The 17,639-nt window shown below is 69.5% G+C and carries 9 protein-coding genes and 1 pseudogene; 5 read left to right on the top strand and 5 right to left on the bottom strand.

All coding sequences use genetic code 11. From position 1 onward, the window contains the following. The first annotated feature begins 245 nt into the window (after window positions 1-245). The 3 genes from ACWD3I_RS33905 (at window position 246) to ACWD3I_RS33915 (ending at window position 7,399) form a co-directional block, all read left to right on the top strand. A complete protein-coding gene (locus tag ACWD3I_RS33905; RefSeq protein ID WP_365396003.1) occupies window positions 246-977 on the top strand; it encodes a VIT1/CCC1 transporter family protein in 732 nt (243 codons plus the stop codon). 370 nt (window positions 978-1,347) lie between these two features. Then, entirely contained in the window at window positions 1,348-5,946 is a 4,599-nt protein-coding gene (gltB, locus tag ACWD3I_RS33910; RefSeq protein WP_365396000.1) for a glutamate synthase large subunit, read from the top strand. After that, on the top strand, window positions 5,939-7,399 hold the full coding sequence (locus ACWD3I_RS33915; RefSeq protein WP_266893731.1) for a glutamate synthase subunit beta: 1,461 nt from the start codon (window positions 5,939-5,941) through the stop codon (window positions 7,397-7,399). Before gltB ends, ACWD3I_RS33915 begins: the two co-directional genes overlap by 8 nt. A 120-nt stretch (window positions 7,400-7,519) precedes the next feature. Here the strand turns inward: ACWD3I_RS33915 and ACWD3I_RS33920 are convergent, their stop codons facing one another. From ACWD3I_RS33920 to ACWD3I_RS33940, 5 genes are all read right to left on the bottom strand, one after another. Continuing rightward, the gene (locus ACWD3I_RS33920) at window positions 7,520-7,966 is read right to left on the bottom strand and encodes a hypothetical protein (RefSeq protein ID WP_365395996.1); all 447 of its coding nucleotides are present in this window, start codon (window positions 7,964-7,966) and stop codon (window positions 7,520-7,522) included. Further along, a complete protein-coding gene (locus ACWD3I_RS33925) occupies window positions 7,963-8,274 on the bottom strand; it encodes a hypothetical protein (RefSeq protein WP_365395993.1) in 312 nt (103 codons plus the stop codon). The genes ACWD3I_RS33920 and ACWD3I_RS33925 overlap by 4 nt, the downstream gene beginning before the upstream one ends. Continuing rightward, a complete protein-coding gene (locus ACWD3I_RS33930; RefSeq protein WP_365395991.1) occupies window positions 8,271-13,412 on the bottom strand; it encodes an HD domain-containing protein in 5,142 nt (1,713 codons plus the stop codon). The genes ACWD3I_RS33925 and ACWD3I_RS33930 overlap by 4 nt, the downstream gene beginning before the upstream one ends. A gap of 81 nt (window positions 13,413-13,493) precedes the next feature. Continuing rightward, on the bottom strand, window positions 13,494-14,402 hold the full coding sequence (locus ACWD3I_RS33935; RefSeq protein ID WP_365395988.1) for a chitosanase: 909 nt from the start codon (window positions 14,400-14,402) through the stop codon (window positions 13,494-13,496). Continuing rightward, entirely contained in the window at window positions 14,399-15,313 is a 915-nt protein-coding gene (locus ACWD3I_RS33940) for a rhomboid family intramembrane serine protease (RefSeq protein ID WP_365395985.1), read from the bottom strand. The genes ACWD3I_RS33935 and ACWD3I_RS33940 overlap by 4 nt, the downstream gene beginning before the upstream one ends. A 145-nt stretch (window positions 15,314-15,458) precedes the next feature. Here ACWD3I_RS33940 and ACWD3I_RS33945 point away from each other — a divergent pair, with 145 nt between their 5' ends. Continuing rightward, complete coding sequence (locus tag ACWD3I_RS33945; protein ID WP_365395982.1) at window positions 15,459-16,187, top strand: vWA domain-containing protein; 729 nt, start codon at window positions 15,459-15,461, stop codon at window positions 16,185-16,187. A 148-nt stretch (window positions 16,188-16,335) separates the two neighbouring features. Continuing rightward, window positions 16,336-17,544, top strand: a pseudogene (qcrB, locus tag ACWD3I_RS33950) (cytochrome bc1 complex cytochrome b subunit); the annotation flags it as partial. Window positions 17,545-17,639: the final 95 nt, after the last annotated feature.

The following is a 17,639-nucleotide window of genomic DNA, read 5'->3' on the forward strand; positions in this document are numbered from 1 at the left end:
GCACAGGGCGCGGGGCCTTTGCGGATGTGTCCCACCGGCACACGTCACCAGAGCATCAGGGGACCCAGCGTCACCCGGTCGACATCTGAGCGGGCTTCCGATCGTATGCGCATTCGACGGTAAAACCGCAGGTTAGCTCAGCCTTTCCTTGCTGGCGGGCAGGAATTTCAGCGCATAGAGTCTGGTTGTCAATAATTAGAATCAGTCCAAACCTAGCTTTGGCTCAGCTTCCTGGGGGATCCCGCATGGCCATCATCGAGACCGAGGCGCCACTGCACGAGGCGCACCGTGACAACCACACGCACCGGGATGTGAACGGGGGGTGGCTGCGGCCCGCCGTCTTCGGGGCGATGGACGGACTCGTCTCGAACCTCGCCCTCATGACCGGTGTCGCCGGTGGGGCCGTCGGACAGCAGGCCATTGTGCTGACGGGCCTTGCCGGGCTCGCCGCCGGCGCCTTCTCCATGGCCGCCGGTGAGTACACCTCCGTCGCCTCGCAGCGCGAGCTCGTCGAGGCCGAGCTGGATGTCGAGCGGCGGGAGCTCCGCAAGCATCCGCAGGACGAAGAGGCCGAGCTCGCGGCTCTCTATCAGGCTCGGGGCGTCGAGCCCTGGCTCTCCCGCGAGGTGGCCAGGCAGCTGTCGCGGGATCCCGAGCAGGCCCTGGAGATACACGCGCGCGAGGAGCTCGGGATCGATCCCGGGGATCTGCCGTCGCCGCTCGTGGCCGCCGTGTCGTCGTTCGGTGCGTTCGCGCTGGGGGCCCTGCTCCCGGTGCTGCCCTATCTGCTGGGTGCCACCACGCTGTGGCCCGCCCTGCTGCTCGCGCTGGTCGGGCTCTTCGCCTGCGGTGCCGTTGTGGCCAAGGTGACCGCGCGGAGCTGGTGGTTCAGCGGACTGCGGCAGCTCGCGCTCGGTGGTGCCGCGGCCGGTGTGACGTACGCCCTGGGCAGTTTGTTCGGAACGGCCGTAGGATAGGTCGACTGGAACTTATGCGTTGGGCCGCATAAGTAGCCGTTACTCACTGGTTTCGAATGCTTAACCACTGGGCATGAGCCGTAAGCGCTGTGGGCAATGACGCCTGCCGCGCACCCGCGAGGTGGGCGACGGCGCTCCCCCCGCCCCTGGGCCGATGGACACCGATCTGTCCTGTTCGGTCCCACATACTTCAAGCCACGTCCGCGACACCCGCTTCGCGGCCTCGTGGCGTCCGCATGTTGGAACGGGGTATCCGGTTCCCGAGATCCGCTCCATCATGTAACCTGCACGAAATTTTGCGCACACGCAGAGGGCCAACGTCGTCCCTCGGCACGCAGATATGCCACTTGAGACGACGACGGGAGAGCCGATGCGTACGCCGCGCCAGCCGTCCCAGCACTCCGCGAATGGCCAGAAGTGGTCCTTCATGGATGCTCGCCCTGCTGCGCAGGGTATGTACGACCCCCGCAACGAAAAGGACGCCTGTGGCGTCGGATTCGTGGCCACCCTCACCGGCGAGGCGAGCCATGCGCTGGTCGAGCAGGCGCTGACCGTTCTGCGCAACCTGGAGCACCGCGGTGCCACCGGCTCCGAGCCCGACTCGGGTGACGGCGCGGGCATCCTGACCCAGGTCCCGGACGCGTTCTTCCGCGAGGTGGCCGAGTTCGAGCTGCCCGAGGCCGGTGCGTACGCCGTCGGTATCGCCTTCCTCCCGGAGGACGGCACCGAGGACGCCATCTCGCAGATCGGGACCATCGCCGCCGAAGAGGGCCTCACCGTCCTCGGCTGGCGTGAGGTTCCGGTCGCGCCCGGACTCCTCGGCGCCACCGCGCGTTCGACGATGCCCGTCTTCCGTGAGCTTTTCGTCGCCGACGGCACCAGTGCCGGCATCGACCTCGACCGCAAGGCGTTCGTGCTGCGCAAGCGCGCCGAACGCGAGGTCGACGTCTACTTCCCGTCGCTCTCCGCGCGCACGATCGTCTACAAGGGCATGCTGACCACCGGCCAGCTCGAGCCCTTCTTCCCGGACCTGTCCGACCGCCGCTTCGCCTCGGCCGTCGCCCTCGTCCACTCGCGCTTCTCCACGAACACCTTCCCGTCGTGGCCGCTCGCGCACCCCTACCGCTTCGTCGCGCACAACGGTGAGATCAACACCGTCAAGGGCAACCGCAACTGGATGGTCGCCCGCGAGTCGCAGCTCGTCTCCGACCTGTTCGGCAACGACGACAAGGCCCTCGAGCGCGTCTTCCCGGTGTGTACGCCGGACGCCTCCGACTCGGCGTCCTTCGACGAGGTGCTCGAACTGCTCCACCTCGGTGGGCGTTCGCTGCCGCACTCCGTGCTGATGATGATCCCGGAGGCGTGGGAGAACCACGACTCCATGGACCCGGCCCGGCGCGCCTTCTACCAGTTCCACGCCACGATGATGGAGCCCTGGGACGGCCCGGCCTGTGTCACCTTCACCGACGGCGTCCAGGTCGGCGCGGTGCTCGACCGCAACGGTCTGCGCCCCGGCCGCTACTGGGTCACCGACGACGGCCTCGTCGTCCTCGGCTCCGAGGTCGGCGTCCTCGACATCGACCCCGCCAAGGTCGTCCGCAAGGGCCGCCTGCAGCCCGGCAGGATGTTCCTCGTCGACACCGCCGAGCACCGCATCATCGAGGACGACGAGATCAAGGCGCAGCTCGCCGCCGAGGCCCCCTACGCGGAGTGGCTGGAGGCCGGCGAGATCGAGCTCTCCGACCTGCCCGAGCGCGAGCACATCGTGCACACCCACGCCTCGGTCACCCGGCGCCAGCAGACCTTCGGTTACACCGAGGAAGAGCTGCGGATCATCCTCGCGCCGATGGCCAAGACCGCCGGCGAGCCGCTCGGTTCGATGGGTACGGACTCGCCGATCGCCGCGCTGAGCGAGCGCCCGCGTCTCCTCTTCGACTACTTCACCCAGCTGTTCGCGCAGGTCACCAACCCGCCGCTGGACGCGATCCGCGAGGAGCTCGTCACCTCGCTGCGTTCCTCGCTGGGCCCGCAGGGCAACCTGCTGGAGCCGACCGCCGCGTCCTGCCGGACCGTCACCCTGCCCTTCCCGGTCATCGACAACGACGAGCTGGCCAAGCTCATACACATCAACGCCGACGGCGACATGCCCGGCATGAAGGCCGCGACGCTCTCCGGCCTCTACCGGGTCTCCGGCGGCGGTGACTCCCTCGCCGCGCGCATCGACGAGATCTGCGCCGAGGCCGACGCCGCCATCGACAACGGCGCCCGGCTGATCGTCCTGTCGGACCGCCACTCCGACGCCGAGCACGCGCCGATCCCGTCGCTGCTGCTCACCGCGGCCGTCCACCACCACCTCATCCGCACCAAGCAGCGCACCGAGGTGGGCCTGCTGGTCGAGGCCGGTGACGTCCGCGAGGTTCACCACGTCGCCCTGCTGATCGGCTTCGGCGCCGCGGCCGTGAACCCGTACCTGGCGATGGAGTCCGTCGAGGACCTCGTCCGCGCCGGGACCTTCCTCTCCGGCATCGAGCCCGAGCAGGCCATCCGCAACCTGATCTACGCGCTGGGCAAGGGCGTTCTGAAGGTCATGTCCAAGATGGGCATCTCGACCGTCGCCTCCTACCGCGGCGCCCAGGTCTTCGAGGCCGTCGGTCTCGACACCGCCTTCGTCGAGAAGTACTTCAACGGCACGGCCACCAAGATCGGCGGCGTCGGCATCGACGTCATCGCCAAGGAGGTCGCCGCCCGGCACGCCAAGGCGTACCCGGCGTCCGGCATCGCGCCGGCCCACCGCGCCCTGGACATAGGCGGCGAGTACCAGTGGCGCCGCGAGGGCGAGCCGCACCTGTTCGACCCGGAGACGGTCTTCCGCCTCCAGCACTCGACGCGCACCAACCGCTACGACATCTTCAAGAAGTACACGGACCGCGTGAACGAGCAGTCCGAGCGGCTGATGACGCTCCGTGGACTCTTCGGCTTCAAGTCGGACCGCCCGTCGATCTCCGTCGACGAGGTCGAGCCGGTCTCCGAGATCGTCAAGCGCTTCTCCACCGGCGCCATGTCGTACGGCTCCATCTCCAAGGAGGCGCACGAGACCCTCGCCATCGCCATGAACCAGCTGGGCGGCAAGTCCAACACCGGTGAGGGCGGCGAGGACGCGGACCGGCTGTACGACCCGGCGCGGCGGTCCAGCATCAAGCAGGTCGCCTCCGGCCGCTTCGGTGTGACCTCCGAGTACCTGGTCAACGCGGACGACATCCAGATCAAGATGGCCCAGGGCGCCAAGCCCGGTGAGGGCGGTCAGCTGCCCGGCCACAAGGTCTACCCGTGGGTCGCCAAGACGCGTCACTCGACGCCGGGCGTGGGCCTCATCTCCCCGCCGCCGCACCACGACATCTACTCCATCGAGGACCTGGCCCAGCTGATCCACGACCTGAAGAATGCGAACCCGCAGGCGCGGATTCACGTGAAGCTGGTCTCCGAGGTCGGTGTCGGCACGGTCGCCGCGGGTGTCTCCAAGGCGCACGCGGACGTCGTCCTCATCTCGGGCCACGACGGCGGTACGGGCGCGTCGCCGCTGACGTCCCTCAAGCACGCCGGTGGTCCCTGGGAGCTGGGCCTCGCCGAGACCCAGCAGACCCTGCTGCTCAACGGCCTGCGCGACCGCATCGTCGTCCAGACCGACGGTCAGCTCAAGACCGGCCGTGACGTCGTCATCGCCGCGCTGCTCGGCGCCGAGGAGTTCGGTTTCGCGACCGCGCCGCTCGTCGTCTCCGGCTGCGTCATGATGCGTGTCTGCCACCTGGACACCTGCCCGGTCGGCATCGCCACCCAGAACCCGACGCTCCGCGACCGGTTCACGGGCAAGGCCGAGTACGTCGTGAACTTCTTCCAGTTCATCGCCGAAGAGGTCCGCGAGATCCTCGCCGAGCTGGGCTTCCGCACCATCGAGGAGGCCGTCGGTCACGCCGAGACCCTCGACGTGACCCGCGCGGTCAACCACTGGAAGGCGCAGGGCCTCGACCTGGCTCCGCTCTTCTACGTGCCCGAGCTGCCCGAGGGCTCCGCTCTGCACCAGGTGATCGAGCAGGACCACGGCCTGGAGAAGGCGCTCGACAACGAGCTCATCAAGCTCGCCGCCGACGCCCTGGCCGCGTCCAGCGCCACCGACGCACAGCCGGTGCGCGCCCAGGTCGCGATCCGCAACATCAACCGCACGGTCGGCACCATGCTCGGCCACGAGGTGACGAAGAAGTTCGGCGGTGCGGGCCTGCCCGAGGACACCATCGACATCACCTTCACCGGGTCCGCGGGCCAGTCCTTCGGTGCCTTCCTGCCGCGCGGTGTCACGCTGCGCCTGGAGGGCGACGCCAACGACTACGTAGGCAAGGGCCTCTCCGGCGGCCGGGTCGTCGTACGCCCGGACCGGGGCGCCGACCACCTCGCCGAGTTCTCGACGATCGCGGGCAACACGATCGCCTACGGCGCGACCGGCGGCGAGCTGTTCCTGCGCGGTCGTACCGGTGAGCGCTTCTGCGTCCGCAACTCCGGTGCGCTGGTGGTCTCGGAGGGCGTGGGCGACCACGGCTGCGAGTACATGACCGGCGGTCACGCGGTGGTCCTGGGCGAGACGGGCCGTAACTTCGCGGCCGGTATGTCCGGTGGCGTCGCGTACGTCATCGACCTGGACCGCGACAACGTCAACGTCGGCAACGTGAGCGCCGTGGAGGCGCTGGACGAGGCCGACAAGCAGTGGCTGCACGACGTGGTGCGCCGCCACGCCGAGGAGACGGGCTCGACGGTCGCCGAGAAGCTGCTCGTGGACTGGGAGACGTCCGTGGAGCGCTTCAGCAAGATCATCCCCAGCACGTACAAGGCAGTGCTCGCCGCCAAGGCCGCCGCCGAGCAGGCCGGTCTCTCCGAGACCGAGATCACCGAGAAGATGATGGAGGCGGCGATCAATGGCTGACCCGAAGGGCTTCCTGAACCACGGCCGTGAGGTCGCCAAGTCCCGCCCCGTCGACGTACGTCTGAAGGACTGGAACGAGGTCTACGTCGCCGGCTCCCTGCTGCCGATCATCAGCAAGCAGGCCAGCCGCTGCATGGACTGCGGTATCCCGTTCTGTCACAACGGCTGTCCGCTGGGGAACCTCATCCCCGAGTGGAACGACTACGCCTACCGCGAGGACTGGGCGGCCGCGAGCGAGCGTCTGCACGCGACCAACAACTTCCCGGAGTTCACCGGTCGCCTCTGCCCGGCCCCCTGCGAGTCGGCGTGTGTGCTCGGCATCAACCAGCCGGCCGTGACCATCAAGAACGTCGAGGTCTCGATCATCGACAAGGCGTGGGACAGCGGTGACGTCGAGCCGCAGGCCCCGGAGCGTCTGTCGGGCAAGACCGTCGCGGTCATCGGCTCGGGCCCGGCGGGCCTGGCCGCCGCCCAGCAGCTCACGCGGGCCGGCCACACCGTCGCCGTCTACGAGCGCGCCGACCGCGTCGGCGGCCTGCTGCGCTACGGCATCCCCGAGTTCAAGATGGAGAAGCGGCACATCAACCGCCGTATCGAGCAGATGCGCGCGGAGGGCACCCGCTTCCGTACCGGTATCGAGATCGGCCGCGACCTCAAGGCGACCGACCTGCGCAAGCGGTACGACGCCGTCGTCATCGCCGCCGGTGCGACGGCCGCCCGTGACCTCCCGGTCCCCGGCCGCGAGCTCAAGGGCGTCCACCAGGCGATGGAGTACCTGCCGCTGGCCAACAAGGTGCAGGAGGGCGACTTCGTGGCGCCCCCCATCACCGCCGAGGGCAAGCACGTCGTGGTCATCGGCGGTGGCGACACCGGCGCCGACTGCGTGGGCACCGCCCACCGCCAGGGCGCGGCCTCCGTCACGCAGCTGGAGATCATGCCCCGCCCCGGCGAGGACCGGGCGCCGAACCAGCCGTGGCCGACCTTCCCGATGCTGTACAAGGTCACGTCCGCGCACGAGGAGGGCGGCGAGCGGGTCTACTCCGTCTCCACCACCCACTTCGAGGGCGACGAGGACGGCAACGTCCAGTGGCTGCACCTCAGCGAGGTCGAGTTCATCGACGGCAAGCTGACCTCGAAGCCGGGCACGGAGCGCAAGATCCCCGCCCAGCTGGTCACTCTCGCGATGGGCTTCACCGGCACCGACCGGGAGAACGGTCTGGTCGAGCAGTTCGGCCTGGAGCTCGACGAGCGCGGCAACATCGCCCGTGACGCCGACTTCCAGACCAACGTCCCCGGCGTGTACGTCGCCGGTGACGCGGGCCGCGGCCAGTCCCTCATCGTGTGGGCGATCGCGGAGGGCCGCTCGGCCGCCCGCGGCGTCGACCGCTTCCTGACCGGTGCCAGCGAACTGCCGGCCCCGATCCGTCCGACGGACCGTTCCCTGATGGTCTGACGGTTCGTCAAAAAGCCGTAACCGGCTCATGGAACGTCCCGTACAAAGGCGTACGGAACACTGACGGCGCCTGCCTTCCCAGTCCCCGACCGGACCGAAGGCGGGCGCCGTCGCACGCGCTCACTTCCTGGGCCACACCCAGGTGACGACGACGGCGGCGGACACCGCGAGGACGCCGAGCAGCGCCAGCCAGCGCGCCCACTCCACCAGCAGCCACACCGTGCGGGTGCGGTCCTTCTCGTACTGGAGCAGCCTGCCCGCCTCCAGCATGATCTCCTCGCCGGGACGTCCGTGCACCGCCAGCACACCCAGCCACGAGGCCACGATCAGCGCCACGAACCCGGCGATCAGCAGCCCGATCACGATCCAGCGAGGGGTGTGCGCGAGCTTGCTGAGGTCTTCCTGGCCCTTGAGCACGAAGACGGCGGTGAGTAGCCCGGTGAGCGTGGCGAGGAAATTGCGGTACCCCTCGGCCTGGTGCAGGGCGGCATGCAACTGTCGTTCGGGCGACGACAGTTCGCGTGCCCGGCGGTCGGCCTCGCGCAGCTGGTCCGGAGTGAAGGTCATGGCGTCGAACCGTTCGCCGGCGGGGCGAGCAGCAGCATCGCCCCACAGCCGTACCGCTCGTCCGCGGGTCGTCCCATGTGCACGGTCCGGCACTGGCAGGCCGTGTGATACGGCTGCGGTCCCGCCGCCGCCCGGCGGTCGAGGACACCCTTGGACTGCAGTGCCTGTCCGAAGGAGAAGACCCGTGTCATCGCACAATGGCACACCGGGCAGGCGCCGCTGGCCGTGGAGGAGTCGGCATCGACCACCCAGGTGAAGGTGAGCGGGACCGGATGGGACACGCTGTCGTCGTAGGGGATGACGGTCACGTGGCGGGGGCCTTCCTGCCGGACTGTTCGGGGAGTTCTTCCGGGAGCCGCAGCCCGAAGAGCCGGGCGTAACGCGCCAGCTGCTCACGCACCTGGGATTCGCTGAGGCTGGTCTCCTCGGCGCACAGGGTGAGGTGAGCGGGGGTGACATCGCCGATCAACGCGGGGGCTCGGCCGGTGAGTTGAGCGGTGAGGACGACGACGTCCTGCCAGTCGGGGACGAGGCCGGCCTCCTCGGGGGCGGGTTCGGCGACGGTCACGTCGAGGCCGAGGCAGCGGAAGGGGGCGTAACGCTCGTAGACCTCGCCGAGGGTTCGGCCGAAGCGGCCCGCCACCAGGACGAGTTCGAGAGGACCGAGGGCGCCGCTGCCGAGGAGGCCGAGGCCGAAGGCGATCAGGTCGAAGCGGTCCGGCATGAAGTCGTGGAGCATGAGCGCGTCGGGACCGGCGAAGTCGCCGGGCGGCAGCGGGGCGCCCAGGACGGCGAACCGGGAGACGTGGGCGAGGGACGGGCCCAGGGGGGTGTCGGCGGTGCGGCAGCGCTGGAGGAGCGCCCGGATCGTCAACTCGCCGCGGAAGGTGGCGGCTTCGCCCGTGAGGCGGGTCATGAGCAGTGCATGGTCGCCCTGCTCAAGCCGGAGGTTGCGGGCCGAGGGGGCGGGCAGCTGCGCGATGGCCTTCACCGAGAGGTGCCGTGGCATGGTGGCCAGCCGGTCCAGTTGCTCGCCCACCGTGCGGCCCTCTCTGAGCGCCATGGGGACCGTGATCCCTTGGTCGTCGAGCGCGAAGGCGAACGAACGCAGGTGAAGCATGGAGGAACTGTGGGACTCCACCTCACGGATGACCGACTCGTAGTCCCAGTCGAGATCGGAGCGCAGCAGCCCGCACGCGTTCAGGACGGGCAGGATCTCGCGCAACTCCCCCTTCTGGAGCGAGTTGCGTCCTTGGGGCGAGGTGGCCGCCGCCACCAGCGCCCAGGGACCGAGCGGCACCCTCCTGCTGGATCGCTGGATGTCGCTCAGCCACTTGGGGGCGACCAAGGAGGTTGCCTCGGCAGGTACTTCGGGTGCTGTCACGCCCGTGGCGGTCGCGATCTCGTTGATCCGCTTGGCGATGTCGCCCAGCGGTGTCTGGAGCCGGTGCGAGATGCCGAACAGCTGGATCATGGAGAGTTCGCCGCGCAGCAGGCGGGGGCGGCGCTGGTCCGAGAGGAGGAGGCGTTCGGAATCCTTGAGCTGTCCGTGGCGCACCGTCGCCTCGGTCGGTTCGGGCAGGAACGAGAGCCCGAGCGGAGCCAGGTGCCGGACGGTGGCGATCATCTCCTCGACCGGGAGGGTCTCGTCGGCGCGCTCCAGCAGGTCGATGGCGGCCACGGGCAGGCGGCGCCACTCGGTTCTGACATCCCACCCGCTGAACACGTCGAATGCGTCTGCCACCAGCAGCAACGCCTCGACGCCGGCACGTTCCGCGGCGAACTCCGCGGTCAGCGGCGGCGGCGGGGGCAGCTCCGGGTCCAGGGCCCGCAACTGTTCCAGGCGCGCCGCCAAGGCGCCGTAGGTGAGGTTCTCATGGGCGGAGAGCACGACGAGCGGCGCGTGGGTACCCGGGCGGCGCACGCCGGACCCGCTCCCGAGGTTGCGGTAGAGGGAGTAGACGAGCACATCCGTCCCGTCGGGCCGCACCTCGTCCAGGCGCCGTATCTCGTCGACAGCGGGCACATGCATACCCACGACGGCGTACCTGCGCAACGCCCGGACCGACTTGCGCAAGGAGACGCGGTTCATCGCGGCGGCCCGCAGGACCGCGTGCCACCCCTCCGGTGCGCTCATCGGGGTGTCCAGGAACAGCAGCGCGTCCAGGGGAGCGGGATCCGGATAGCCGACAGGGCGGAACTCCTGCCCGAACGGGCCGCTGAGGCACAGCCGGGTCGCCTGCCAGTCGCGCACCAGCGTGGACGCGTTCACGGACGTGGCCGCCCATGAACGGCCCTCGTAGGTCTCCTTCAACAGCGCCTCGTCGATGGGGAAGCACCCGGCTTCGGCGAGCGCCAGCCGCTCCAGCACCAGCGTGCGGTGGTCGGGGCCGCTCTCCAGCACGGCCTTAGTGGTGCCCGGCAGCGCCGTCAGCAACGCCACCGCCAGCCGCGGCTCCTCACAGGCCAGCTCCCACAGCCAGGTCAGCGGAACCTCCGACCACTGCACCGCGCCTTCCGGTACCCCGGCCAGCAACTCCCGCATGACCAGCTCCTCGTCGTACGAGAGCATCTCGTTGCGGTCGACGCTCGGCACGGGTGCGTGCCGCTCGCGCAGGTTGAACACCCGGCCGGGGACGGCGGGCGCCTTCTTGACCACGACCCCGTCGAGCAGCAGCTTCCCCTCGCCCTGCACCAGCCACGCGTCCCGCCCCGCCCGCACCGCCTGGCCGGTCCACGAGCCCTTGGCGGCCAGCACCCCGGCCGCCCAGCCAGCGCTGCGCACCACCCGCCCGGGGTCCTCGCCGTCCCGTTCCTCCGCCGTCACCTCGTAGTCGCTCACCCAGAGGATCGACCGCAGCACCTCCACGAGCGACGGCTGATGCTCACCGTGCGCCGCGAGATACAACCGCACCCGGGTACCGCCGAGTTCCGGGGCGTCCGCGGTGTCGCTGACCCGCAGCAGACCGGAGCCCGACTGGATGTCCGCGCGCAGCGGACCGTCCGAGCCGGGCAGACCGTGGAGGTCCACCGGGCGGGACCACACCACGACCTCCTCGGCCAGCATGAAGTACGAGAACACCCCGATACCGAACCGGGAGTTCATCCCGATGTCCTCGACGTCGGCGCGCCGCCAGTTGCGCCGCTCCTGGACGAAGCCCGGGTCCTGCTCGTAGCGCTTGCCCGCCCGCGCGAACATCGAGGTCAGCTTCGCCCGGGTCATGCCCGTGCCGTTGTCCTCGCACTCGATGTACGGGCGTCCCTCGGCATCCCAGCCCTGAATGAAGGAGATCCGCGGGGTCCAGCCGGCCCGGGAACCGCAGTCGGACTGCCTCGCCCCGTACTCCCGGCGCATGCTGCGGTATCGGCACGCGTCAAGGGCGTTCTGGTACAGCTCGCGGACCGCCAGCATGCGGTCGCCGTACAGCTGGGTGCCCATCAGCAGCGGCCTGATCTCGTCCTCGGCGAGCCGGAAGCGCTCCAGCGGCTGCCGGTAGAGCTGATCGCGCGGGATCAGGTTCTCGGCCGTGATCCGATCGGGCAGCCCATTGAGGAGCGGCGGCAGGCCCGTCTCGCTGTGGTCGCGGTGCACCGAGGCGACAGTGGCGTCCGCATGGCCCACCAGTTCCTCGACGGCCGCGTGGAGGGCCGGATGCGGGCAGCTGAAACGTACGTCGAGACCATGAGTGTCAGCGGTACGACCTGCCGTCGGCGTGTAGTCGAACTCGTACGCCAGAGCGGTCACCACGTCCTGCGGCCGCAGCGGGTCGTGGGCGCCGAGATGGTCCACGAGCACGCTGGACAGGCGGCGCGGATCGGTGGCCAGGGTGGCCGCGCTCCACAGCAGCCGGGCCAGCGAGGGCCCGCGCCAGGTGTTGCCGCGCACCGGCTGGCGCAGGTTCCACTGGTCGGGCCGGCCAGGGACGTTGACCCGGGGACCGTTGTGTTCCTCGCCCGGGTTCACCGTGAAGTGTCCGAGGACCTGACGCACCTGGTCGTCGACATCGCGGCGGGCCGCGTCCGAGCGTGGCCCGGCCATGGCGTCCTCGGCGGCGGCGACGACGGCGTCGACGGCCTTCGCGACGATCGCGTCCACGGCCGGGTAGTCCTCGTCGCGTTCCCACAGGGCGTCCCAGTCGGCGATGAAGCGGTGCCGCAGCCAGTGGTCGGCGGCGGCCGCCGCCTCCTCCAGCCGACGCGCCCGCAGAGTGTCGGCCGTGCGCTGCACCTGGGAGTGGGCACGGCACACGTCCTGGGCGGCGCTGCGCACGTACTGCGCGTGTTCGTCGCCGCTCCCGCCGCTCTCGGTCGCGGCGGCGCCGAGGTGCAGCGGCTGATGGGTCCGCAGGTCCTGCAGTGCCACGGCGACGAGGCCCTCGTGCACGAACGGGCCGGCGAGGAGGCAGGCCGTCTCGGCGGGGGACAGCAGGTCGGCCGGCCGCAGGTCCGCGCCGCGGATCAGCTCGCCCAGGCGGTGCACGACGCGTTCGGGATACTCCGGGTCGTGCCACGGGTCGTCCCGGTGGGCCCCGGCGCCCGCGCAGCTGTCGACGACGTAACGGATCAGCTCGGCCAGCCGCTCCCGCACCCGCTGGTGTGTGGCGGGGTCGCCGTGGGTGTGCTCCCACAGCGTGGAGTTCTCGATCGCCCGCGTCCAGCGCAGCGTGTCCTCGGAGCCCTCGCACAGGACGATCTCCCCGGTGCGGCCTTGCAGCCGCGATGGCACGAACGGGTCGGGTATCTGCGGGGCGAACGACAGCTGCGCGGACAGCCGGCGCAGCGCCTTGCGGGTGTACTCCGAGATGTCGTCGAAGGTGTTCGGCGGGGTGTTCGGCTGGAGCGCCTCCGCGAGGGCACGCGCGAAGAGGCTGTTTCCGGAGGGGTCCGCGTACGAGTACTGGCCGGGGCCGCAGCCGTACAGCCATACGGCGTCCAGGGCGTCGGAGACCCAGCGGTCCTGCGGCTTGTCCCGGGCGGGGTCCTCGTCCTCGGCCCGGCAGGCGTCCACACAGACCACGGTGGTGATCTCGGGACGCAGCCCCTGCAGGATGTTGCTCGGGTCCGCCTCGATCAGCGTGCCCGTCAACAAACCCCGCGGGCCGTCCGGTTGGGCGTCGGAGGGGATCAGGTAGTCGTGACCGTCCACGGATGTGCCGTGGCAGGACAGGTAGACGAAGGCTGTGTCGCCGGGGCCGCACGACGTGAAGAAGGAGTTGAGCGCGCCCCGCAGCCGGTTCGAGGTGACTTCACCGGCGCGCTGGGTGACCTCGTAGCCGGACCGCTTCAGCGTCGCCGCCAGGAGTTCGACGTCCTGGGCGGCGCATTCGAGCCGCGTGTACCGGCCGGCGAGTTCGGGGCACTCCCGCAGGTCGGGGGTGTCCGTGACACCGAGCAGAAGGGCCCGCCGACGTCCTTCCGTCGTACGTGTGTTGCCAGCGGAACCCAATTGACGCCACCCCCGGACCGATCCGTGCTGCCGCCACATGATCTCAGAAACGACCTGGGACGGCGGCCGGTCGGCGGCATCTCACGGCACCTCGAAGGTCTCCCCGTACACCTGCCACGTCAGCGGCGTACCCAGGTCCAGCTTCCCGTCGTACAGGAACCGCCGTTGCGCGGTGTCGACGCGGGACGTGTCGATGTCCCCGTGCCTGGTGCGCATGGCCTGCTCGCGGATGTCGAGGAAGATGTCGAGGTAGGCCTTCTCGGAGCCGTCCTCGGAGGGCGGGTCGGCCTCGTGGATCGCGCGTTCGCGCAGGCCGTAGAAGCTGGTGGAGTTGGTGCCGGGGCCGTGGAAGACCATGGCGTCGTAGTAGATGAACTGGCCCAGCGTCCCCAGGCCGTCGAGCTTGGCGAGGCGGACCGCGGGGTCGAAGTAGACGCGGTCGCGTTCCTCGTTCTGGGTCTTGCGGAAGGCCGCCACCTCGGCCTCCGCCTTCCAGGCCTTCGTGAAGCCGGGGTCCAGGCCCTCGTGGGAGTCCGTGCCGTCGACCTCGCGCAGGGCGGGCAGATAGCGGGCCAGACCGTTGTCCGGGTGGGCCTTCGTGTAGCGCTCGACCAGGGTCAGCAGATCGTTGGTCCCGGTGCAGAAGCCGATGATGCCGGCCGTGTAGCCCTGGCCGTCTCCGATGTCCTCGATGTAGCCGTAGGCGGAACGCCAGTCGAGAGTGGAGTTCTCGGCGCTCGCCACGATCTGCTGGGCCAGCTCCTTCTTGGCGGGCGCCGACAGCCCGGCCGGCAGGGCGGCGATCGCCTTGTCGTCCGCCGCCTGTTCCTCCTCGGCACGGCTCTTGGCCTCCTCGAGCGCCCGCTGCGAGGCGGACACCGACGGCTGTCCCGGGGCGTCGGCGGAGTCCGTGGGGGCGAGCAGGTAGGCCGCCGCCGTGATGACGACGGGTACGGCCGCGAACAGCACAACGGTCCTTGCTCGTCTCACCGGGTCAGCTCCGAGACCTTCGCGATCGCCAGGACCACGAGCAGCGCCAGCAGCGCCACACAGGCGACCGTCTGGATCAACCCGCGCCGTGGTCCGCGGGGAGCATAGGCGTACGCCAGCGTCACGGCACCGCCCGTGAGCAGGCCGCCGAGGTGGCCCTCCCAGGAGGTGAAGGCCGCGGAGGCCACGAGCCACACGAGCAGGAAGACCATGAGGCGGTTGACCGCCCCCATGTCCGCGCCCACACGGCGGGCCAGGACGTAGTACGCCGCCCCCAGGCCGAAGATCGCCCCCGAGGCGCCCAGGGCACCCTCCCCCGGGTCGGCGAGCAGAAGCACCGCGACCGAACCGCCGACCATCGACAGAAGGTACAGCGCCAGAAAGCGGACCCGGCCCAGCATCTGCTCCACGACCCGGCCGAGCTGCCACAGCGACCACATGTTCATCACGATGTGCATCAGGCCGAACGTTCCCTCAGTGGGCTCCAGATGCAGGAAGCCACTGGTCAGCAGCCGCTCCCACTGGCCCGCCACCACGCCCTCCGCGTGGAAGTCCGACGGGTAGGAGGACTGGTAGACGTAGTGGCCGCCGTCCGGGCCCACCAGACCGGCGGTCAGCATCGAGAAACGGTCCACGATCTCCGGGCGGATCACCTCGCCGAGGTACGCCAGGACATTGAGCCCGATCAGGACGTACGTCACCAGCGGCACCGCCGACACCCGTCCGCCGACGACCGTACGGGCCTGGCGGACGGATCGCGCGCCCTCCTTCACGCACTCCACGCACTGGTGGCCGACGGAGGCCTCGCGCATGCAGTCCGGGCAGATGTACCGCTCGCAGCGGGTGCAGCGGACATGGGACTCCACCTGGGGATGGCGGTAACAGGTGGTGACGGCGGACTCGGGTTCCACGGCCGGCTCCTAGGGACAAGGGACGATCGATGAGCCGGTTGGTACGGCGGCGAACAAAATAGCGAACGCCTGGGGACAGGGCGAGCGGCGGGCCTCCGGTGACGTACGCTCGGCACGTTCGAAGGGGCGGCAAGGGGGAGCTCGGATGTCCGCGATCAGTCTCACCAAGGTCGAGGAGACCGCGCCCGCGCTGGTCAGCCTCTACAAGAGCGCAGGGGTCTCGCTGCGCAAGCACGGCCTGGACGGCCTGCGGGCCGCGGTCTACCTCGTCGTCGACTACTCCGGGTCCATGAAGCCGTACTACAAGGACGGCAGTGTGCAGGCGCTCGCCGACCGGGTGCTCGGACTGTCCGCGCACCTCGACGACGACGGCACCGTGCCGGTGGTGTTCTTCTCCACCGAGGTCGACGCCGAGACCGAGATCGCGCTCGCCGACCACCAGGGGCGGATCGAACGGATCGTGGCCGGGCTCGGGCACATGGGCAAGACCAGCTACCACCTGGCCATGGACGCGGTCATCGACCACTACCTCGACAGCGGCTCGCGGGAACCCGCCCTCGTCGTCTTCCAGACCGACGGCGGCCCGATCAACAAGCTCGCCGCGGAACGCTACCTGTGCAAGGCGGCCAGGCTGCCGCTGTTCTGGCAGTTCATCGGGTTCGGGGACGCCAGGAGCAAGCAGTTCGACTATCTGCGCAAGCTCGACGAGCTGTCCGTGCCGGACAAGCGGGTCATCGACAACGCCGGGTTCTTCCACGCCGGCGCGGAGCCGCGGAGGGTGTCCGACACCGAGCTGTACGACCGGATCGTCGGCGAGTTCCCGAAGTGGCTGGTGGCCGCGCGAGCGCAGGGGATCATCCCGTCGGGCGTCTGAACCGGCCCTCCGTCAGGGGGAGTTCACGGCAGTCTCCCGCGAGGCTGCGCTCACCGTTGGCTTAGCCGCAGCGCCGTGCCACTCTGAAGTCGATCCGACGAACGAGGCGACGGTCTGAAGAGGCAACGGTCTAAAGAGGCGACGGTCTATGGACGGCGCACGATCGGTGAACGTGACGCGGGGACGGACGCCCGCGAAGGGCGAGAAGGTCGCCGACTGGGCGGACGGGCGGCTCGGCCTGTACGGGCTGGCCAAGGCCAATATGCGCAAGGTCTTTCCCGACCACTGGTCCTTCATGCTCGGCGAGATCTGCCTCTACAGCTTCCTCGTGATCATCCTCACCGGCATCTATCTCACCCTGTTCTTCGAGCCCAGCGGCGTCGAGGTCGTCTACCACGGCTCCTACGAGCCCCTCAACGGCATCGTGATGACCCGGGCGTTCGAGTCCACGCTCGACATCAGCTTCGATGTCCGCGGCGGGCTGCTGATCCGGCAGATCCACCACTGGGCGGCACTGGTCTTCGTCACCGGGATGCTCGTGCACATGATGCGGGTGTTCTTCACCGGTGCGTACCGCAAGCCGCGCGAGCTCAACTGGGTGTTCGGCTGGACCCTGTTGATGCTCGGCATCCTCACCGGTCTGACCGGTTACTCCCTCCCCGACGACCTGCTGTCCGGCACCGGCATCCGCTTCGCGCAGGGTGCGATCCTGTCGGTCCCGATCATCGGGACGTATCTCTCCTTCTTCCTGTTCGGCGGGGAGTTCCCGGGCCACGACATCATCCCGAGACTGTTCCCGATCCATGTCCTGCTGCTGCCCGGGATCATGCTGGGCCTGGTGGTCGCGCATCTGATCCTGGTCTTCTACCACAAGCACACGCAGTACCCGGGGGCCGGCCGTGACGAGAAGACGGTCGTGGGGATGCCGCTCCTGCCGGTGTACACGGCCAAGGCGGGCGGCTTCTTCTTCCTCGTCTTCGGGGTGCTGGCGCTCATGGGCGGTCTCGCCCAGATCAACCCCGTGTGGGCGTTCGGCCCCTACCGTCCCGACCTGGTCACCACCGGCGCCCAGCCCGACTGGTATCTCGGCTTCTCCGAGGGACTGATCCGGGTGATGCCGGGATGGGAGATCAACGCCTGGGGCCACTCCCTGGTGTTGGGTGTCTTCATCCCCTTCTCGCTCTTCCCGCTGATCCTGCTCGCCATCGGTGTCTATCCCTTCGTCGAGGCGTGGATCACCGGCGACAAACGCGAGCACCACATCCTGGACCGGCCGCGCAACGTCCCCGTGCGCACCGGGCTCGGCGTGGCCTGGCTGAGCCTGTACGTCGTCCTGCTGATCGGCGGTGGCAACGACGGGGCTTGACCCGGAATCTTGGACACGGGCTATGCGGCTTGGGCCAGGGTAGTTGATGTTGTGTCGAGTGCCGTCTCGTAGGCGATGGGACTGCG

The sequence above is a fragment of the Streptomyces sp. NPDC002817 genome, from assembly GCF_053592055.1.